The sequence below is a fragment of the Streptomyces sp. MUSC 14 genome, assembly GCF_001866675.1.
In the GTDB taxonomy this organism is placed as follows: Bacteria; Actinomycetota; Actinomycetes; order Streptomycetales; family Streptomycetaceae; genus Streptomyces.
In genome coordinates this window covers 243,403-263,154 of the sequence record NZ_MLYN01000017.1, presented here as the reverse complement: position 1 = coordinate 263,154, position 19,752 = coordinate 243,403, and the positions used below count along the sequence as shown (strand labels likewise).

At 71.7% G+C, this 19,752-nt stretch carries 15 protein-coding genes and 2 pseudogenes; 7 read left to right on the top strand and 10 right to left on the bottom strand.

The window, feature by feature from the left end:
- The coding region (locus BIV25_RS10520; RefSeq protein WP_071371930.1) for a LysR family transcriptional regulator at window positions 1–806 on the bottom strand (806 nt) is incomplete at its 3' end.
- A gap of 185 nt (window positions 807–991) precedes the next feature.
- On the opposite strand from BIV25_RS10520, the gene BIV25_RS10515 reads away from it, so the two are divergent.
- From BIV25_RS10515 to BIV25_RS10495, 5 genes and pseudogenes are all read left to right on the top strand, one after another.
- Entirely contained in the window at window positions 992–1,945 is a 954-nt protein-coding gene (locus BIV25_RS10515) for a Dyp-type peroxidase (RefSeq protein ID WP_071371961.1), read from the top strand.
- A gap of 132 nt (window positions 1,946–2,077) precedes the next feature.
- Window positions 2,078–4,633, top strand: coding sequence for an ATP-dependent Clp protease ATP-binding subunit (locus BIV25_RS10510; protein ID WP_071371929.1), 2,556 nt, complete (start codon window positions 2,078–2,080; stop codon window positions 4,631–4,633).
- 13 nt (window positions 4,634–4,646) lie between these two features.
- Window positions 4,647–4,907, top strand: a complete 261-nt coding sequence (locus BIV25_RS10505) for a hypothetical protein (protein WP_071371928.1) — start codon at window positions 4,647–4,649, stop codon at window positions 4,905–4,907.
- A gap of 214 nt (window positions 4,908–5,121) precedes the next feature.
- A pseudogene (locus BIV25_RS10500) lies at window positions 5,122–7,398 on the top strand (FdhF/YdeP family oxidoreductase); the annotation flags it as partial.
- Window positions 7,399–7,451: 53 nt separating this feature from the next.
- Window positions 7,452–8,894 carry an NAD(P)/FAD-dependent oxidoreductase gene (locus BIV25_RS10495; RefSeq protein WP_071371927.1) on the top strand — a complete coding sequence of 481 codons (1,443 nt, stop codon included), beginning with the start codon at window positions 7,452–7,454 and terminating at the stop codon, window positions 8,892–8,894.
- A 16-nt stretch (window positions 8,895–8,910) separates the two neighbouring features.
- Here BIV25_RS10495 and BIV25_RS10490 read toward each other — a convergent pair whose 3' ends face one another.
- The 7 genes and pseudogenes from BIV25_RS10490 to BIV25_RS10465 all read right to left on the bottom strand — a co-directional run bounded on the left by BIV25_RS10490 (window position 8,911) and on the right by BIV25_RS10465 (window position 15,181).
- A complete protein-coding gene (locus BIV25_RS10490; protein ID WP_071371926.1) occupies window positions 8,911–9,936 on the bottom strand; it encodes an aldo/keto reductase in 1,026 nt (341 codons plus the stop codon).
- Window positions 9,937–9,943: 7 nt separating this feature from the next.
- Window positions 9,944–10,408: a MerR family transcriptional regulator gene (locus tag BIV25_RS10485; RefSeq protein WP_071371925.1), complete on the bottom strand. Its 465-nt coding sequence runs from the start codon at window positions 10,406–10,408 to the stop codon at window positions 9,944–9,946.
- Between the two features lie 98 nt (window positions 10,409–10,506).
- Window positions 10,507–10,665 (bottom strand): hypothetical protein, encoded by a 159-nt coding sequence (locus BIV25_RS54300; RefSeq protein WP_371273010.1) that lies wholly within the window; start codon window positions 10,663–10,665, stop codon window positions 10,507–10,509.
- Window positions 10,662–11,585, bottom strand: a complete 924-nt coding sequence (locus tag BIV25_RS10480; protein ID WP_371273009.1) for a histidine kinase — start codon at window positions 11,583–11,585, stop codon at window positions 10,662–10,664. The genes BIV25_RS54300 and BIV25_RS10480 overlap by 4 nt, the downstream gene beginning before the upstream one ends.
- 617 nt (window positions 11,586–12,202) lie before the next feature.
- Window positions 12,203–12,952, bottom strand: coding sequence for an SDR family oxidoreductase (locus tag BIV25_RS10475; RefSeq protein WP_071371924.1), 750 nt, complete (start codon window positions 12,950–12,952; stop codon window positions 12,203–12,205).
- 290 nt (window positions 12,953–13,242) lie between these two features.
- Window positions 13,243–13,787 (bottom strand): annotated as a pseudogene (locus BIV25_RS52610) (alpha/beta hydrolase fold domain-containing protein); the annotation flags it as partial.
- A gap of 650 nt (window positions 13,788–14,437) precedes the next feature.
- Window positions 14,438–15,181: a hypothetical protein gene (locus tag BIV25_RS10465; protein ID WP_071371922.1), complete on the bottom strand. Its 744-nt coding sequence runs from the start codon at window positions 15,179–15,181 to the stop codon at window positions 14,438–14,440.
- 429 nt (window positions 15,182–15,610) lie between these two features.
- Here BIV25_RS10465 and BIV25_RS10460 point away from each other — a divergent pair, with 429 nt between their 5' ends.
- Complete coding sequence (locus tag BIV25_RS10460; protein ID WP_071371921.1) at window positions 15,611–16,081, top strand: GNAT family N-acetyltransferase; 471 nt, start codon at window positions 15,611–15,613, stop codon at window positions 16,079–16,081.
- Between the two features lie 25 nt (window positions 16,082–16,106).
- On the opposite strand, the gene BIV25_RS10455 is transcribed toward BIV25_RS10460, so the two are convergent.
- Together BIV25_RS10455 and BIV25_RS10450 are read right to left on the bottom strand one after the other, a co-directional pair.
- Window positions 16,107–16,751 (bottom strand): FMN-binding negative transcriptional regulator, encoded by a 645-nt coding sequence (locus BIV25_RS10455; RefSeq protein WP_071371920.1) that lies wholly within the window; start codon window positions 16,749–16,751, stop codon window positions 16,107–16,109.
- Window positions 16,752–16,827: 76 nt separating this feature from the next.
- Window positions 16,828–17,784, bottom strand: coding sequence for a MerR family transcriptional regulator (locus BIV25_RS10450; RefSeq protein WP_071371919.1), 957 nt, complete (start codon window positions 17,782–17,784; stop codon window positions 16,828–16,830).
- Window positions 17,785–17,980: 196 nt separating this feature from the next.
- Between BIV25_RS10450 and BIV25_RS10445 the strand changes: the two genes are divergently transcribed.
- Window positions 17,981–19,042 (top strand): cobalamin-independent methionine synthase II family protein, encoded by a 1,062-nt coding sequence (locus tag BIV25_RS10445; protein WP_256255728.1) that lies wholly within the window; start codon window positions 17,981–17,983, stop codon window positions 19,040–19,042.
- Window positions 19,043–19,752 lie beyond the last annotated feature (710 nt).

Genomic DNA, 19,752 nt, shown 5'->3' with positions numbered 1-19,752 from the left:
GGCACCGAGGCGGCCGGCTCGACCAGCGGCACCACTCGCATGCCGGGCGGCACACCGAAGACATGCAGCCATGCCTGCGCCACGATGCTCGCCCACCGACCCGTCCTGACATGCGCGAACAGGGCCGCCACGGAATCGGTCTCCAGCCGGGGCGAGGCCTGCGTCCCGGCCTGCGCGAACACCTCGTCCAGCACCCGGCGCCCCTGCATGCCCTGGTTCAGCAGACACAGCGGCAACCGCGCCGCCTGTGCCCACGTGGCCGTCGTACGCCGGGCCAGGCCGTCGGCGGCAGAGAGCAGCAGGACGTAGCGCTCCTGGTACAGGGGCACCGTGTGGAAGAACTGCTCCGACACGTCCTCGCGCAGATAGGTGACGGCTGCGTCGAGCTCGAAGTTCTGCAACTGCCGCAGGATGTCCACCGACTGCATGTCCGCGCTGACCTCCACCGTGACCAGCGGGTGCGCCGCGCAGAACGGGCCGGTCAGATGCGCGACGGCGGCGGACGCGGTCGGCACCGAACCGATCCGCATCCGGCCGGTCAGACCACCGCGCAGCGCGTCGACCTCGTCCTTGAGGGCGTCGCGGTCGGCCAGGATCCGCTGCGCCCATACGACGATGCGCTCCCCCTCCGGCGTGAGCCCCTCGTACTTGCGGCCGCGCCGCACCAGCGGTACGTCGAGTTCCTCCTCCAGCTTGCGCAGCGCCTCCGACAGGGCGGGCTGGGACACGTAGCAGGCCTGGGCGGCGCGGGCGAAATGCCGCTCGCGGGAGAGCGCGACGAGGTATTCGAGCTGACGAAAGAGCACGGGACGGGTGTACCCGACGGCAGACCGGAATGCCAGTCCCCGTCCGGCCGCCGAACTGCCGAGTCGGTCGGGCGGCGCCATGCTGGTGCGAAGGAGCCGGCCGCGATGCCCCGGTGCGCGAGGGATCCGGCGAGCAGTCCGTCGTGCAGGAGCCGCTGCGGTATCCGCTGAGGAGGCACACGCCCGTGGTCGAGTCGCAGCCCGTCGTCGTCCCGCCGGCCAGGGCCGCCGTCTTCCTCGTCGCCACCCTCGTGCCCGGCGGCGAGGACACCGTCCGCAACCTGCTGGAGGACGTCTCGGGCCTGCGCCGCTCGGTGGCGTTCCGCGCGCCCGCCGAGCAGCTCAGCTGTGTCGTCGGCATCGGCTCGCACGCCTGGGACCGGCTCTTCGGCGGGCCCCGGCCACGGCAGCTGCATCCCTTCGTGGACCTGGAAGGCCCACGCCACCGGGCCCTCGGCACCCCCGGTGACCTCCTCTTCCACGTCCGTTCCCAGCGGATGGACCTGTGCTTCGAACTGGCCCGGCTGCTCGGGGAGCGCCTTCAGGGAGCGGCCACCGTGGTGGACGAGGTGCACGGCTTCACCTTCTTCGACGAACGCGATCTGCTCGGCTTCGTCGACGGCAGCGAGAACCCCGAGGGGACGGTCGCGGACGACGCCGTGTTCATCGGCGACGAGGACCCGGAATTCACCGGCGGCAGCTATGTGATCGTGCAGAAGTACCTGCATGACATGACGGCCTGGAACGCCCTGTCGGCCGAGGAACAGGACCTGGTGATCGGGCGCACCAAACTGGCGAACGTGGAACTCCCCGACGACGTGAAGCCCGCCGATTCCCATGTCGCCCTCAACACCATCACCGACGAGAACGGCGACGAACGCAAGATCGTGCGCGAGAACATGCCCTTCGGCACCATCGGGACCGGCGAGTTCGGCACCTATTTCGTCGGCTACTCCCGCACCCCGGACGTGACCGAGCACATGCTGCGGAACATGTTCCTCGGCCGCGAGCCGGGACAGCACGACCGGATCCTCGACTTCTCCGTCCCGGTCACGGGCTGCCTCTTCCACGTGCCGACCGTCGGCTTCCTCGACGACCTCCCGGCCGCTCCGGGCGGCGCGGCCACCACCGGACCCTGACGTCCGCGGCCGGCCGGCTCCGCGCCGACTGCTCCGTTTGCGGTGCCGTGTGCGGAGGGGTTCAGTGAGTACTGACCCCGGATCGAGTACGACCCCCCGCGGATCACTGCTTCGCCGCGCTCAGGAGTTCTCATGTCGATGTCGTTCGGTGCCCCATTCGGTTCGTCGGATCCGTTCAGCGAGTTGTTCAACCGGTTCTTCGGGATGTCGCCCGCGTCGTCGCCGCCCGCGGTGCAGCGCGTGCCCATCGGACGACTGCTGACGGAAGCGTCCCAGGAACTGCTCAACCTGGCCGCAGGACGGGCCGTCGAGGACGGCACCACCGACCTCGACACCGAACACCTGCTCTGGGCCGCCACGAAGGTCGATGCGTCCCGGCGGCTGCTGTCCCAGCTGGGCGTCGATCCCGACACGCTCGCGGCCGAGATCGCCAAGATCCTGCCGCGCGAGTCCGGCGAGCCGTCCGCGCAGCCGGGCCTCACCCCCGCGGCCAAACGCACCCTCGGTGCCGCCTACGCACAGTCCCAGGCGGCCGGTGTGTCGTACATCGGTCCGGAGCACATCCTCAGCGCCCTGCTGGGGGACAGCGGCAGCGGTGCCGCCAAGCTGCTGCGCGCCGAGGGCATGGACACGGAGAAACTGTCGGGCCTCGCCGAGCAGGCCGCCCGGGCCGACTCGGGGTCCGCCGAGCGCAAGCAGCCGGCCACGACGCTGGACGAGTTCGGCCGGGACCTGACGGAGGAGGCCAAGGCGGGCAAGCTCGATCCGGTGGTGGGACGCGCCGAGGAGATCGAGCAGACCGTGGAGATCCTCTCCCGGCGCTCCAAGAACAACCCCGTCCTCATCGGCGAGCCCGGCGTCGGCAAGACCGCCATCGTGGAGGGACTGGCGCAGCGCATCGTGGCGGGCGAGGTCCCGGACACCCTGAAGGACAAGCGGGTCGTCTCCCTCGACCTGTCGGGCATGGTCGCGGGCGCGCAGTACCGGGGACAGTTCGAGGAGCGGCTGAAGAAGGTCATCGAGGACGTGCAGGCCGCCAAGGGCCAGATCATCCTGTTCATCGACGAACTCCACACCGTCGTCGGCGCCGGAGCCACCGGCGAGGGATCCATGGACGCGGGCAACATGCTCAAGCCCGCACTCGCACGCGGCGAACTGCACGTGGTGGGCGCCACGACCATCGACGAGTACCGCAAGTACGTCGAGAAGGACGCGGCACTGGAGCGCCGGTTCCAGCCCGTGATGGTGCCCGAGCCCAGCGTCGAGGAGACCGTGCAGATCCTCGAAGGGCTGCGCGACTCCTACGAGGCCCACCACCAGGTCCGCTTCGACGACGCGGCGCTGGCGGCCGCCGCCGAGATGTCCGACCGCTACATCACCGACCGCTTCCTGCCCGACAAGGCCATCGACGTCATGGACCAGGCCGGCGCCCGGGTACGGCTGCGCAGCGCGGGCCGCTCCACCGAGGTGGTCAGCCGCGAGGACCGTATCGCCAAGCTGCGCCGGGAACTGGAACAGGCCGTCGCCGCCGAGGACTTCGAGAAGGCCTCCGAGGTGAAACGGGAGATCTCCGGGGTGGAGGGCGAACTCGCCGGGATCGAGGAGCGCCGCGAGGGCGTCGTCTCCGTCACGGCCGCCGACATCGCCGACGTCGTCTCCCGCCGCACCGGTATTCCGGTCGCCCAGCTCACCGCCAGCGAGAAGGAGAAACTCCTCAAACTGGAGGAGGAGATGCACGCCCGGATCGTCGGCCAGGACGAGGCGGTCACCGCCGTCTCGCAGGCCGTGCGCCGCAACCGCGCGGGCATGGGCGACCCGAACCGGCCCGTGGGCTCCTTCCTCTTCCTCGGCCCCACCGGCGTCGGCAAGACCGAACTCGCCAAGACGCTCGCGGCGTTGCTGTTCGGTGAAGAGGACCGCATGATCCGCTTCGACATGAGCGAGTTCCAGGAGAAGCACACCGTCGCCCGGCTCGTCGGCGCCCCGCCCGGATACGTCGGCTACGAGGAGGCGGGCCAGCTGACCGAGAAGGTGCGCCGCCAGCCGTACAGCGTGGTGCTGTTCGACGAGGTGGAGAAGGCACACCCCGACGTGTTCAACACCCTGCTGCAGATCCTCGACGACGGCCGGCTCACCGACGGCCAGGGCCGTACCGTCGACTTCCGGCACTGCGTCGTCATCATGACGTCCAACATCGGCGCGCACCGCATCCTCGACCACAAGGGTGATGTGTCCGAGCTGAAGGACGAGTTGATGGAGGACCTGCGGACCAGGTTCCTGCCGGAGTTCCTCAACCGCATCGACGACATCATCATCTTCCACGGCCTGACCGAGGACGACCTGAGCCGGATCGTGGACCATCTGCTGGACCAGAGCAAGCGCCGGGTGCACGCGCAGGGCCTGAAGCTGGAGGTCACGGAGTCCGCGAAGAAGCTGCTGATCGCGCACGGCCACCAGCCGGAGTTCGGCGCCCGCCCGCTGCGCCGCACCATCCAGGCGGAACTCGACAACCGCATCGCCACCCTGCTGCTGAGCGGCGAGGCCGAGCCCGGGAACACGATCGTCGCCGACGTGGTGGACGACTCGCTGCACTGCTCGGTGCGGAAGAACGACGACTCCGGCGACCAGGCCGGGGCCGCCGGCACCGCCGGAGGCGCCGAGGCCGGTTCCGCGGCGACGGACAAGTGACGGAGGAGAATCCATGGCGCACCATCACCACAAGTCCAACAAGCGGGTCGAGGGCGAGCCGGACACCGGTCACGGCCGCGGCATGCCCCGTCGGCCGGACGAGCCGGAACTCGCCGAGCGCACGCGGGAGGACCGGCGGGAGGCGGGTCTGTGCGGCGGGCGCCGGGAGGACCCCGAGGCGGCGTACGAAGCGGCACAGGCCGAGGTCGACCGCGAGGTGCGCGAGGGCCGGATGAAGTCCGACGAGAGCCGGCCCAAGACCCGTGAGGAATAGCGTCCGAGACACCGAATCGGCAGGAGGTTGCCATGTCCTCGAAGCGACGCAGGAAGAAGAAGGCACGGCGCAACCACGCCGCCAACCACGGCAAGCGGCCCCAGTCCTGAGGGAGAGCCGTGAGCACCTCCCGTGACGCGGGTGGCTCCCGTGACGATCAGCCGCGGCGCGCGGCCGGGCGGAGGGGCAGACGGAGGGGGCGGAACGGTCGGCGCCCCGCGTCGGCCCCGCCCCCGGCGGGGAACCGGCCTTCCGCCCCTACCACCACCCCGCCGCCGGCTGGGGCGCCGCGAAGAGCGTCAGCAGATTCCTGCTGCGCGAGGGCGCGCTGGTGGACGGACCTCGCGCGATCGTGAAGATGAACCACGAGAGCGGGGGCTTCGACTGCCCCGGGTGCGCGTGGCCGGACGACACCAAGGGCCTGCGCCTGGACATCTGCGAGAACGGGATCAAGCACGTCACCTGGGAGATGACCTGCAAACGGGTCGACCGCGCGTTCTTCGCGCGGCACTCGGTGAGCGACCTGTCCGAGTGGAGCGACTTCGCGCTGGAGGACCAGGGCCGGCTGACCGAGCCCATGGTCTACGACTCCGGCTCCGACCACTACGTCCCGATCAGCTGGCGCGACGCCTTCGAGCTGGCGGGGCGGACCCTGCGCGAGCTGGACGACCCGGATCAAGCCGCGTTCTACACATCCGGCCGGCTCGGCAACGAGGCCACGTTCCTGTACCAGTTGATGGCCCGGGAGCTGGGCACGAACAATCTGCCCGACTGCTCCAACATGTGCCACGAGGCCAGCGGACGCGCCCTCGATGCCTCGCTCGGCACCGGGAAGGGCACGGTCGGCCTGAAGGACTGGGAGACCACGGACGCCCTGTTCATCATGGGCGTGAACGCCGCCTCCAACGCACCCCGGATGCTCACCGCCCTCGCCGAGGCCCATCGTCGCGGCACCCGGATCGTGCACGTCAACCCGCTGATCGAGGCGGCCGCCCGGCGCACGATCATCCCGCACGACGTCGTCGACATGGCCACCTTCCACTCCACCCGCACCGGCAACCTGAACCTCCAGGTCCGCGTCGGCGGCGACATGGCCCTGCTGCGCGGAATGGCGAAGGCCCTGCTGGAGCAGGCCGGCAGCGATCCCAAGGCCCTCGACCAGGAGTTCATCGACCGCCACACCGCCGGCTTCGACGACTACCGCAAACGGTGCGAGGCCACGCCCTGGGCGGAGATCGAGCGCCAGTCGGGCCTCGACCGCGCCGACATCCTCAGGGCGGCCCGCGTCTACCGTGACGCCGACCGCACCATCGTCAGCTGGTGCCTGGGCGTCAGCCAGCACGAGTACGGCGTCGACACGGTCCGCGAGATCGTCAACCTCCTTCTGCTGCGCGGCAATCTGGGCCGCGAGGGCGCCGGGCCGTCGCCGGTGCGCGGGCACAGCAACGTCCAGGGCAACCGCACCTGCGGCATCGACCACCGCCCGACCGCCGAGTTCCTCGACCGGCTCGCCCAGGCGTGCGGGATCGACCCGCCCCGCGCCCACGGCCTGGACACCGTCGGCACCATCGCGGCCATGCGACGGGGCGACATCAAGGTGTTCGTCGGCATGGGCGGCAACTTCGCGCTCGCCGCGCCCGACACCCCGCTCACCCATGAGGCGCTGCGCTCCTGCGACCTCACCGTCCAGGTCAGCACGAAGCTGAACCGCAGCCACCTCGTCCACGGCCGCCGGGCCCTCATCCTGCCGTGCCTCGGCCGCACCGAGAGGGACCAGCAGCGCGGCGGCCCGCAGAGCACCTCGGTCGAGGACTCGATGAGCATGGTGCACCTGTCCGTCGGCATGAAACGCCCCGCCTCCCGGCACCTGCTGTCCGAGCCCGCCATCATCGCCGGCCTGGCCCGCGCCGCCCTGCCGGACAGCCCGACCCCCTGGCAGTGGTACGTCGAGGACTACGACCGCATCCGTGACACCATGGCCCAAGTCCTCGACGGATTCGAGGACTTCAACCGCCGGGTGCGACTCCCGCTGGGCTTCCGCATCAAACAGCCCGCCCGCGAACTGGTCTTCCGCACACCGACAGGGAAGGCGGAGTTCTCCGCCGCCCCGCTGCCCGACGTCGTCCCCGCCCCGGGCACCCTGGCCCTGGGGACCATGCGCTCCCACGACCAGTGGAACACGACCATCTACTCCGGCAACGACCGCTACCGCGGCATCAGGAACCTGCGCACGCTCGTCTTCATGAACGACGACGACATGCGCGAACGAGGCATCGGCGAATTCGACGCCGTGGACATCGTCAGCACGGCCAAGGACGGCACCACCCGCACCCTCGACGGCTTCCTCGCCGTCCCGTACGACATGCCCCGCGGCTGCGCGGCCGGGTACATGCCGGAGATGAACGTCCTCGTCGCCCTGTGCGACCACAGCGAGCAGAGCGACCAACCCCTCGTGAAACACCTGCGGGTTACGATCAGCCCGGCCACTTGAACTGCAACCGGCATCCGACCGATGCGCGACACGGGACACCTCGGGGGTGCGGCATGACGTCCGCGGTCGTCGTCGGCGCCGGGCCCAACGGGCTCGCCGCCGCGGCCTTTCTCGCGAGGGCGGGGCTCGCCGTGACCGTCCTGGAAGCCGCCGACGAGATCGGCGGCGGCACGCGCAGCTCCGAGGCCCTGGTGCCCGGCCTCCTCCACGACCACTGCTCGGCCGTCCACCCCACCGCCGCCGGCTCCCCGGCGCTGCGCGCGCTCGGCCTCGAACAGCACGGGCTGCGCTGGCGGTCGGCGGACATCGACTGCGTCCACCCACTCGACGACGGCAGCGCCGGGGTCCTGCTGCGCTCCGTGCCGGACACCGCCCGTCTGCTCGGCCCCGACGGCCACCGCTACCGCGCCCTGTTCACCACCCCGGTGCGGCACTGGGACGTTCTGGCGCACGAGGTGCTGGGCCCGCTGCCGCACCTGCCCGCGCACCCGCTGCTGCTGGCCCGCTTCGGCATCCCGGCCACCCTGCCCGCCACCGCCCTCGCCCGCCTCTTCCGCACCCCGCGGGCGCGGGCCCTGTGGGCCGGAGTCGCGGCACATGCCATGCGCCCGTTGACCCGCCCGTTCACCTCGGCCATCGGACTCGGCATCCTCACCGCGGGCCACGACGCGGGCTGGGCCGTGGCCGAGGGCGGCTCACAGTCCATCGCGCACAGTATGGAACGTGTGCTGCGCCGGTACGGCGGCACCGTCCACACCGGCGTCCGCGTCACCGACCACCGCCAACTCCCGCCCGCCGACGTCACCCTCCTCGACCTCGACCCCGGCCAGGCCGCGGCCCTCTACGGCGACCGGCTGCCGCCCCGGACACGCGCCGCGTACCGCCGCTTCCGTCGCGCGCCCGCCGTCTTCAAGCTCGACCTGGCCGTCGAGGGCGGCGTGCCCTGGACGAACGAGCACGCGCGCCGGGCCACCACCGTCCACCTCGGCGGCCCGCTCGCCGAGGTGACGCGGTCGGTGCAGGACGTCGTGGCCGGGCGCATGCCCGAGCGGCCCTTCGTCCTGGTCGCCCAGCAGTACCTGGCCGACCCCACACGCTCGGCCGGCGACGTCCATCCCGTGTACGCCTACGCCCATGTGCCGTACGGCTACGACGGCGACGCCACCGCCGCGATCCTGCGGCAGCTGGAGCGGTTCGCCCCCGGCGTCCGCGACCGCGTCGTGGCCCAACAGGCCGTCCGGCCCGCCGGGTTCGCCGCCACCAACCCCAACTTCACCGGCGGCGACATCATCACGGGAGCCAGGACGACCGCTCAGCTCCTCCTCGGCCCCCGCCCTGCCCTCGACCCGTACAACACCGGCCTGCCCGGGGTGTTCCTCTGCTCGGCCGCCACCCCGCCGGGCCCCGGCGCCCACGGCATGTGCGGCGCCGGAGCCGCCGAGGCGGCCCTGCGCCACCTGGGAGTGCGGACCTCGGGGCTGTTCGGCACCGCCTGACGGAGTGGTGGGTCTCCTAGGACTCCCGAGCCGCGGAGGTGAGGGACATGTCGGCGTAGCGCTCGCCCGCCACCTGCCCGGCGATCGGCTCCAGCAGGGCCAGTTCGTCGGCGCCGAGCGTGATCCGGGTGGCACCGGCGTTCTCCAGCAGGCGGCTCCGCCTGCGGGTGCCGGGGATCGGCACCACGGTGAGACCGTGCACCTGTGCCCGCTGCTGCACCCAGGCCAGGGCGATCTGCGCGACCGTCGCCCCGCGCTCGGCCGCGATCGTGCGCAGCGGCGCGAGCAGCGCGGCGTTCGCCTTCGCGTTGTCACCGCTGAACCGGGGCATCAGCTGCCGGAAGTCCCCGCCGGACAACTCCTTGCCCGCGTCCGAGAAGGACCCGGTCAGAAAGCCCCGGCCGAGCGGCGAGTACGGCACGAAGGCGACACCCAGCTCGGCGGCCGCACCCACCACGCCGCGCTCGACGTCCCGGCTGAACAGCGACCACTCCGTCTGCACGGCGGTGATCGGGTGCACGGCGTGCGCCGCACGCAGCTCGGCACCGGTGACCTCGCTCAGCCCGAGGTGCCTGACCTTGCCCTCCCGCACCAGCTCGGCCATGGCACCGACCGACTCGGCGAGCGGGACGGCGGGGTCGCGACGGTGCATGTAGTACACGTCGATGACATCGACGCCCAGCCGGCGCAGACTCGCCTCGGCGGCCTGCCTGACGTATCCGGGATCGTTGCGGACGGCCCGGTAGGAGGGGTCGTCGGCGCGGTACTCGATGCCGAACTTGGTGGCCACCGTGAGGGTGTCGCGGTGCGCGGCCACGAACGGGGCGAGGAACTCCTCGTTGGCGCCGATCCCGTACATGTCGGCGGTGTCGACGAGGGTGACGCCCGCCTCGACGGCCGCCTCCAGGGTGTCACGGGCCGCCGCGTCGTCGGTCTGTCCGTAGGCGGCGCTGATGCCCATGGCCCCGAAGCCCTGGACGCCGACGAGGGGCCCGCCGGCACCCAGTTCGACCGTGCGGATCTGCTCGATGGTGTTGCTCATGTGGCGCTCAGGCCCCTTCCGACGCCCGCCGGGCGTCCGCGTAGGAATCGATCTCGACGTCGAGGACGGTGAGGGTGTCGTGCAACTCGGCGATCCGCTGGAGGACTTCACTCCGGGTCCGCTCCAGCAGCCGCTGCCGCTCCCCGAAGGTCTGGGTGCCCTGCCGGACCAGCTCCGCGAAGTGCACCATGTCGGCGACCGGCATCCCGGTCAGCCGCAGCATGGTCAGACACGACAGCCACTCCAGATCCTGGTCGTCGAACCGCCGCTGTCCGGTGTGCGACCGCTCCACCTGTCGCATGAGCCCGATCTGCTCGTACCAGCGCAGCGTGTGCGCACGCAGTCCGGTGAACGCGGCGACCTCACTGATCGTGTACCGCCCCTGGCCATCGGGCCGGGGCCGCACCGACGCGGTCGCGGAACAGGTGTCCACGGCCGGAGACTTCACGGGGCTGTTGTCGATCACCGTCATGAGGCACACGCTAGATCCTTCAAGTGCGCTTCAGGCAAGTGCGTTCCGCGACGGCCGGCGCCTCGGTGCGGTGCTCACCGGGCGAGGGGGTGCGCACGTCACCAGACGCACGGAAGCCCCACCACGATCACGGTCAGGCCGCCGGCCGGGCTGGACACGGCCGGCTCCCCGTCGAGCGCGGCCACCCGGCGGCGGACGCCGAGCAGGCCCGTACCGCCCCGCTCGTCGGCACCCCCGCGAGCGTCGTCGCTGATCACCGCCCGCACCCCGGCGCGCAGCCGCTCCAGCCGTACCTCCGCCGGCCGCCGCCGGGGGTCGAGGCCCCAGCCCGCCCGTGACGCTCACGGCAACGTCTGAGCGCACTGCTCCCCGCGAGCGCCCGCACGACTCCGACGAGACCGCGGTCGGTGAGGACCGGCGGGTGGATGCCCCGCACGACCTGCCGCAGCTCGGTCAGCGCCTCCTGGGCGTGGTGCTGGGCGTCGGCCAGGAACGCGCGGGCGGCCTCGGGATCCTGGTCGTAGGCGCGCAGGGCGAGCCCGAGCCGTATCGACAGCGACACCGGACGCGCCTGGGCGCCGTCGTGCCGATCGCGCTCGATGCGGCGCTGCTCCGCCTCGTGGGCGGTGATCGCATCGGCACGGGTGGCGGCGAGCCGCTCCACACGGGCGGCCAGCAGCGCCTGCGGCGCGGGCCGCAGCAGGGCCTGTGACCAGCAGGACTCCAGGTCGGCGAGCCGGGTGATCAGCGGGAGCACGACCGGGGCACGGCGCAGCGGCCCGCACCACACCCCGTCGACGACGAGGCCGACCGGCCACAGCGGCAGCGCGAGCAGGACGAGTGCGCCGTAGCCGTACGAGGCGATCATCCAGCGCAGATCGGTGCGCGTACCGGGGTCCCGCACGGCGATGCGCAGCCGCCGGCGAAGCGGGCCGGTGAGAGGCTGGTAGGCCTCGGGGATCTCCCGGCCCGTCCACGCCGCCGTCCTGGCGCGCCTGGCCCCGTCGACGCGCCGGACCAGCAGCACCGTCTCGGGCAGCAGCCAGGCCCAGACCACCACCACCGTGCCGACGGCCGTGATCAGCAGCACGCTGACGAAGAGACGGAGACCGAACACCGGCACCGCGGCCAGCACCAGATGGACCGTGGCCCGCCCGCCCTGCCTGCCGCATCGCATTCCGCCTGCCGACCACGCTAGGCGTCCGGAGGCGCGCGGGCGGGGAGCGGACCACACCATCGGGGTGGAGCGGGCTGCACCACCGGTTCGGGAGGGCACTCCCTCGAAGCCGCCAGCGGGTCACGGGAGAGTGGAACCAGACTCATCCCTCCTCAGAAGGCACCGCCCTCATGAAGTCCCTCCTCACCTGCGTCACCCTGTGGGTCGCATTCCTCGCCGGTCTCTCGGCCTCGGTGGCCGCCGGGACCGTTCTCGACGGCACGGCGAAGAGCCTCGCCACCTACGGCGGTGTCGCCCTTGCCCTCGTGGCGGGCTCCCGCGTCGCCCGCAGGGAGCCGGTGAAGTCGTTCCTGTCCGCACGGCCGGTGCTGTGGTTCCTCTTCCTCTTCAACTTCCTCTTCAACGGCGCCGTCGCCGCGTTCTGCGCGGTCGCGGGGTCTCGCTGGGGGAGGCGTCCGGCCTGCTCCCGAGCCGGCGCGGCAAGACACGGCCCGAGCGCGCCCGAGACATCGGCCGGCGCCCCACGGCATCGGTGTCCGGGACCTCGGTGCCCGGCACACCGGCGCCCGGGGCCGAGGCGGGGCACGGCGGGCAGCGGACCCGCGCGCCCCGCCCGCTCATGCCGCGTATCCGCCGTCCACCGACAGTTCCGTGCCCGTCATGTACATCGCTTCCGGCCGCGCGAGGTAAGCGATCGCCGACGCCACCTCTTCGGCCGTGCCGTAGCGGCCGAACGCGGTCATGGCCGCCTGGTCGGGCGCGGAGGGACCGTCGGCGGGGTTCATGTCGGTGTCGACGGGACCCGGGTGGACGACGTGGGCCGTGATCCCGCGCCCGCTCAACTCCCGTGCCAGCGCCTTCGTCAGCCCCACGACGGCCGACTTGCTCATCGCGTACAGGGTGGCCCCGGGGCCGGGTACGCGCGCGGTGATACAGCTGCCGACGGTGATGATCCGCCCGCCGGGCGCCAAGAGCGCGGCAGCGGCCTGGGAGGCGAGGAACACCCCGCGGATGTTGACGGCGATGAGCCGGTCCACGTCGTCGAGCGTCATGTCCTCCAGCGGCTGCATCAGCCCGAGGGCCGCGTTGTTCACGAGTACGTCCAGACCGTCGAGTGCCTCCGCCGCACGGTGCACCGCGTCCGCCGCCTCCTGCGCGTCCGCGGCATCCGCGCGCAGCGCGACCGCCCGCCGCCCGTGTGCCTCGGCGGCCCGCACCACCTCCTGCGCCGCTTCCTTCCCGTGGACATAGGTCACGGCCACGTCCGCGCCTTCCCGTGCCAGTCTCCGTGCCGCCGCCGCGCCGATGCCCCGGCTGCCGCCGGTGATGAGTACCTTCTTGCCGTTCAGGGGTGCTGGTGAAGTCATGCCTCCATTTCACGGGTGCGGCGCGGGGCACGCTGGCGGTGAACGGACCTCGACCTGGCGTGGAGCGTGGACACACGGCCAGGTGCGAGTGCGGCGAAGGGAATTAGTCGTCCAGTATGAAATATGGTCGCGGAATCATTTCTTCATGACAGCGACCGTTAATGTGGACGGGCGAGGGTAAACCGAGAGAAACGAATTCCGTGAATTCGGCATCGGCACCGGCGTGAGAAGGCAGCCGGCTCCAAACGGCCGGCGGCGGTCTCCGGGGGAGCGGACCGCCGCCGGCACACCGCCGTACGCGGCGTGTTGGCGTAGGCCTCGCCCTCGTCACACAGCGGCTCCGCCTCGGCGGTCACGACCAGAGCCGGGGGCAGCCCCCACAGTTGCCCGGTGGTGGCGCGCAGCGGCGAGGCGTGGCGAACTGGCCATAGGAGGGGTCTCGAAGGACGCGTCGGTGACCGGCTGGAACAGCACCTGCTGGACCAGCGCGGGACCGCCCCGCTCCTTGGCCGGCAGGGTCAGGGCCGCCGCCATGTTCCCGCCGACGGAGTCCCCGGCCACGGCCGGCCCCGTTCCGTCCAGGTCCTTGGCGGGTAGTGGGCCTCGGGCGAGAGGTCGTACTCGGGGAAGACGACCGCGGCATCCGCTCCGACGGCCAGTACGCGCACCAGCCGGTCATGGGTGTGAGCGTTGCCGAGGACCCAGCCGGCGCCGTGGGTGCAGAGGATCACCGGGAGCACGCCGCTGCCCGTGGGACCGCCGGAGACGGTGCAATCTCGCCGAGCGCCTTGCGGCCTTCCGCGGCCCTCGCGAACTCCGCGGTGGGGGGTTCCAGGACCGACTGGGCCGGCGCTACGGCATCGGACGTCGCGTCTCCTCGTGTGCACTGGGGGTCGGAGCGTCCGTCGGTTGTCCCGCACGTGCCCTCGTGTCCTGCGACGCCACGGAACGCCACCGCGCATCCGTCTGGCGCAGGCCAAGGGGCCGTGGGTGTGCCGCCCGTACCTCCACCGTGCACGGATTCACCCGGCTTCGCACGCGCTGCGCGCCGGGCAGCGGGCCGGAGTGTCGTCCTGCCGGGGCGTCCCTGCTCGGGCCGATGGCGCGGCCGGGTCGCCGAACTCGCCGACGACCCCGAGGGCGCGGGGCGTACGAGGCCGCCGTAAGAGCCGGCGAGGCGACCGCCCCCATCGGCGACCTGACGGCCGCCGCCGTGCAGGCCCGCGCAGACCGGGGGCGCCCCGGCCGGGGCGGGCCGAGGCCGAACGCCCACACGCCTGCCCGCGCCCCTGCTCGTGCCCGCGCCCCCCGCGCGCGTCCATGTTCCGGCGCGCGTCCGCGTCCTGGTTCGTGTCCACGTCCGGGTCGCGGCCGTGGGTACGTACACGCCGTGTCCCGACCGCCGGCCATGACCGGTCCCGAGCGGCGCAGACGTACTCTCGACGCCCGGTCGGCCGGTCTGCCCGGCAGAGGTGTGGCCACGGCCTATGCGGCGGTCTCCGGCTCGGCCTCGGCCTTGTCCGCCGCCGCGGACTGCGCGGCGGGGGCGACGGTGTAGAAGACGGACGTGCCCTGCTTGCTGCGCTGGGCGTTGTTGCGGGCGACCAGGTTCTCCAGCGTCGTGCGGATGACCTTGGTCTGGATCTCCCGGTCGGGATGCGCCTTGGTGAGGGCCTCGGCGACCTCCGCCGCGGAACGAGGCTCCTTCTGGTCCGTCAGGTGGCGCCTGACCAGCTCGACGAGCGTGGGCTGAGCCGTCTGCGGGGCCGCCTGCTTCGCCGCGGGCACCTTCGCCGCGGGCGTCTTCGCCGGGGTCGCCTTGGACACGGATGCCTTCGCCGGGGAGGCCTTCGCGGTGGACTTCTTCGCCGCGGGCTTCCTGGCGGACCGCTTCGCGGACTCGGGCTGCGCGATGCTCGTGTTCTTCGGCGCCTTGTCCACGACGGGTGCCGCGGGCGTGGCGGGCGCGGCGGAAGGCGTCTTGCGCGGGGCGGGCACCACGGCACCGTCGGTGCCGGCAGGCACGCCAACCGGGGCGGTGACCCCGAGCGCCTGCTGCATGCTCACCAGCACGCCATGGTCGTGCTGAAGGGCCGTCAACTGACCCTGCAAGCTGGAGATTTCGGCAGCGATACGGTCCTGTTCCTTGACGTTGTTGTCGAGGTCGTTGGACACCTGGCTGACGTACTGCGAGGTCAACTCGGTGACGGGTGAGGTGTTCTCTGACATCTTTTCCTCCGGGTCCGACGGTGATGTGCCGCCCCGCCCGGCCGATGACGACAGGCGAGGAGCGTGAGTTGTGCTTCGATGGCGCACAACACATGGATGATACGGGTGGGTCAGCCTGTTTTCTGCTGAGTGAAACATATGCGTTGCACCGAGTGAACCCGATGTGCCGCGCGCCAACAAGATGTGCTGCGAGGGCCGTTCATGTGTTCAGTCATTTCCCGCCCGGGAAACGGGGTGGACGGGGTCACGGAACGCCGTGGCCTACGACGGTGAGCCCGTGGTGTGCCCGCCCGGCGCCCCCCGGCCGTCGACCTGCCCGGTGACCTGGGCGGACTGCCCGAGCACCGCACGCTCGGTACGGTCCGTCGAGGCGTCCTGCGGCGCTGAGAGTGCCTTCGACCCCGCACACCGGTCGGTAGCATCGGGATCGTGGCTGACTGGGAGATACGGCAGGCGACGGCGGGGGACGTCGAGGCGGTGGCCGAGCTGCGGGCCGTGGTGCTGAGGGCGGACCTGGAGCGTCTCGGGCGCTACGACGAGCAGCGCGTGCGGCAGCGGCTGCGCGACGGGTTCACTCCGGCGCACACATGGGTGGTGGAGGCGGCCGGCGCGCCGGCGGGCTGTGTGGCGCTGCGGCCGGGCGCGGACGCCCGCTGGCTGGAGCACTTCTACCTGGATCCGGCCCTCCAGGGCAGAGGCATCGGCTCGGCGGTGCTGAGCATGCTGCTGGAGCGCTGTGACCGCGACGGTACGGCCGTCCGGCTGAACGTGCTGCGGGGCAGCCGGGCGCGGGAGTTCTACGCGCGCCACGGTTTCACGGTGGAGTCCGAAGGTCCGGTGGATGTGTTCATGGTCCGCCGGCCGCAGCCGGCGCAGGGTCCGGTGGCCGCCGGCCGCTGAAGCCCTGCCCGGTGCCGCCGCGGCCTCAGGACGTGGCGGAGTGCCTGCGGTGTGCGCGCACCGCGGCGGCGACCGCCATGTCGTCGCCCCGACCGCGCGCCTCCAGCCCGGCCATGACGCCTTCGACGTTCTGCGCGGGCTGGTTCTGACTGAGCTTGGCCTTGGCCTCGATCCGGCTGATGACCACTTCGACGCCGACGACCGCGCGCAACTGCCCCTCGACGTACTTCGCCGGAGCCTGGTCGAGGGACCAGGGCTCGGCCGCAGCGGCCTCGTGCCGGTCGGTGAGGCGGCGCATCTGCGCCTCGATCCACGCCGGATCGTCGTGCACCACCAACTGCCCGTACACATGGGCGACGACATAGTTCCAGGTCGGGACCACCCGGTGGTGCTCGGCCTTCGTCGCGTACCACGTGGGCGAGACATAGGCCTGCGGCCCGTGGACTATCACCATGGCTTCTCCCTGCACCGGCTCGCGCCAGTGGCCGTTGGCCCGCGCCATGTGTCCGATCAGCGAACCGAGTTCACCGGTGTCCGGGTCGTACTCGAAGGGCAGCAGGGTGGCCTGGAGGCCGTGCGGGGTCATGGTGACCAGGTCGGCGGCGCCGAGGTCGGTCAGCAGATCACGGACGTCGGCGTCCTCGGGCATGAAGGGCTTGGGCACGTACACGGGCGGGCCTCTCGGTCGGTCGCAGGGGGCAGAGTGCGGGTCAGGGGCTCGTCGGCCAGGGGCGGCGGCCGGCTCCTCAGAGCGGGTTCTCGCGCAGCCAGGCCAGGACCTGCTCGGCGTGTTCGTTCGGAGGGAAGACCGGATGGAAGACGTGCTCGATCACGCCGTCGCGGATGACGAGCGTGAGCCGCTTGAACAGCCGCATCCCGTCCGCCTCGAACGTGGGCAGGCCGAGGGTGTCGGCGAGCTTGAAGGACGGGTCGGACAGCATGTCGAAGGGTAGCCCGAGGCGCTCCACGACCTCGTTCTGGTACGTGCTGTCCTGGCTGGACAGCCCGTACACCCGGCCGGCACCGGCCTCCAGGAGTTCCTGGAAGTGATCGCGGAAGCCGCATGCCTCGGGCGTGCAACCGCGGGCTCCGGGAATGGAGTTCCAGCCCTCCGGCAGATCGGTGCCGGGGCGGCCGGTGAGCGGGTAGACGTAGACGACCGTACGGCGCGGGCCGAGCGCGGCCAGACGGATCGTCCTGCCCGCCGTGTCGCACAGGGGCACCCCGGGCGCGGCTGTCCCGCACAGGTGGTCCACGGCGCCGTCGTCCTCAGGGACGGGCAGGTCCGCCGGCAGCGTCAGATAGTCGTCGTCCGCGGGGCCGTCCTCCTCGGGCGGTACGACGGCGCTGCCGCGGTGGGCGGCGGCGTTCAGGTTGGCGATCAGCGTCGTACGGCGCGCGGTGAGTGCCTCGATGCGCCCGGTCAGCTCGTCGATCGCCTCGCGGTAGGTGGCCAGCGAGGCGGGGCAGTCGTCCGCGTACGCACGCCCGGCCGCCAGGCACTCCAGGAAGGGCCGGGTGCGCTCGACGGGGATCCCGAGGGCATGCAGCGCCCTGATCTCCTGTACGAGGCGTACGTCGTCCTCGTCGTAGTCCCGGTAGCCGTTGGCGAGACGCCCGGGCGTGATCAACCCCAGCGATTCGTAGTACCGCACTGCTTTCGTCGTCACGCCCGACCGGCGCGCCAGCTCACTGATCTTCATGCCGCTCACTCACCTCGCTCCACGCTAAACCTTGCCCCCGGGGGCAAGGTCAAGCGGCGAGGCCCGCGAGGTGTCCTCCGGCCGTCGTCCGAGGTCAACGCCGTGGAATGGTCATGCCCTGAGCGGGTGGACCTGGCCGGGTGCGAGAGTGTTCGGACCGGATCCGTACGAAGGTGATTCCTAGGCTGCCGCCGTGATGATTCCCACCGAACCCATCGGCAGCCTCCCCCGCTCTCCCGAACTGCTCACCGCCATGGCCGACCACCAGGCCGGGCGGACGGACGCCGGCACGTTCAGGCACGTTCAGGAGCGTGCCGTCCGCGACACGATCGAACGGCTGGAGGCGGCCGGGTCGCCGGTCGTCACCGACGGCGAGCAGTCCAAGCCCGACTTCGTCACGTACCCCGTCACGGGCACACCCGGACTGTCTCCCGAAGGTGTGGTGATCCCCTTCGCCGACGGTCACCAGCGGCAGCTGCCCGTGCTGACCGCGGGCCCCTTCCGGTACAAGGCGTCCGCCGAGCAGTACCTGCGGGCCGCACGGCAGCACACCTCGGCGCCGGTGAAGCAGGCCGTCGTCGCGCCGTCCGTACTGAGCCTGCTCTATCCGCCGAGCGGGATCCCCGGATTTCCGCGCGAGGAGTTCCTCCATCAACTGACGGGCGAGTCGGAGGCGGAGATCCGCGCGTGTCTCGAAGCGGGCGCCCATGTCGTCCAGCTCGACTTCGACGAGGCCCGTCTCACCCTGAAGCTGGACCCCGGCGCAGGAGTGCTGAACGATCTCGTCGACCTGAACAACCAGGTGCTGTCCCGCTTCACCGAGAGCGAGCGGGCCCGCATCGGTGTCTACTGCGGGACCGGTGCCGACCAGGACTCCACGCACAGCCTCGACGTCGACTACGCCGAGGTGCTGCCCCACCTCTTCCGGCTCACGGCGGGCAACTTCTACCTCCAGCTGGCCGGCGAGGCCGACCCCGACCGCGTCCTGCGCGTGATCGCCGGCCAACTCCGCCCCGGAGTCCGGGTCTTCGTCGGAGTGACCGACCCGATCGACCCGCGCGTCGAGACCCCCGGAGAAGTCCGCGACCGGGTGCTTCGGGCCGCCCGGCACATCCCCGTCGACCAGCTGGGCACCTGTGACGACGCCGGCTTCGCACCCTTCGCCGACGACACGTCGACGTCACGCGAGACGGCCTTCGCCAAGATCCGCGCCCGTGTCGAGGGAACCGCCCTGGCGGCCGCACTCCTCGGAGGGTGACCCCAGACCTCTTCGCCCTGCCCGCATCTCCGTCCGCCCGGCGCCGACGGGGCGGGCCGCACCTCGGCCGGCTCCTCGTCACAGGGCATGGCGGCCGCGGCACACGCACCTCTCGAAGCGTGAACCGCCCAGTGTCACCTGGTGTCCGGCCATGCTGAGCTCGACGCCGTCCGCGGTCGCGCGCGCCGGGGTGAAGCCGGACGCCTGCCGGGAGGTCGACCCGCCAGGCGGGCGCCGACCGCTGGACGCCGGGGACGGTCAGGTGAGCTCGTCGCCCTGGGCGAGCAGCGTGCCCGTGCCGTCCACGTACTGTCCGCCGGCCGTGCCCGTGATCCTGACCGGCCCTGAGTCTGCCATGGCCGAAGTTCTGGCCGAGCGCCGGTGTCAGGAACGGGAAGCCCTCGATGGAGACCTCCGCGTGGCTGCCGGTGGAGTCGGCGTAGCCGTACTTCTGCGGACGAGGCGCGTGGCCCGCTTCGTGCCGCACACGATCAGCGCCGAAGCCGATCATGCGCGAGACGACGGCTCGAACAACAGCCCGGTGGACGACTCGTCAGTATCCCCGCGTCGGCGCGCGGGGTGCGCCTTCGGCGTATCGCGCGCTTTTCGTGCACCAGGCGTAACCATATTGATCATATGAAGAATGACCGTCTGTTTTACAGGCGGGCGCCACTGCGGAATTCCAAGGGTGGGAGCGGAAATTCACCTCG

Coding starts and splice junctions, on each gene's coding strand:
- BIV25_RS10510 (WP_071371929.1), top strand. CDS start 2,078: ATGTCGATGTCGTTCGGTGCCCCATTCGGTTCGTCGGATCCGTTCAGC.
- BIV25_RS10505 (WP_071371928.1), top strand. CDS start 4,647: ATGGCGCACCATCACCACAAGTCCAACAAGCGGGTCGAGGGCGAGCCG.
- BIV25_RS10495 (WP_071371927.1), top strand. CDS start 7,452: ATGACGTCCGCGGTCGTCGTCGGCGCCGGGCCCAACGGGCTCGCCGCC.
- BIV25_RS10490 (WP_071371926.1), bottom strand. CDS start 9,936: ATGAGCAACACCATCGAGCAGATCCGCACGGTCGAACTGGGTGCCGGC.
- BIV25_RS10485 (WP_071371925.1), bottom strand. CDS start 10,408: ATGACGGTGATCGACAACAGCCCCGTGAAGTCTCCGGCCGTGGACACC.
- BIV25_RS10480 (WP_371273009.1), bottom strand. CDS start 11,585: ATGCGATGCGGCAGGCAGGGCGGGCGGGCCACGGTCCATCTGGTGCTG.
- BIV25_RS10475 (WP_071371924.1), bottom strand. CDS start 12,952: ATGACTTCACCAGCACCCCTGAACGGCAAGAAGGTACTCATCACCGGC.
- BIV25_RS10465 (WP_071371922.1), bottom strand. CDS start 15,181: ATGTCAGAGAACACCTCACCCGTCACCGAGTTGACCTCGCAGTACGTC.
- BIV25_RS10450 (WP_071371919.1), bottom strand. CDS start 17,784: ATGAAGATCAGTGAGCTGGCGCGCCGGTCGGGCGTGACGACGAAAGCA.
- BIV25_RS10445 (WP_256255728.1), top strand. CDS start 17,981: ATGATTCCCACCGAACCCATCGGCAGCCTCCCCCGCTCTCCCGAACTG.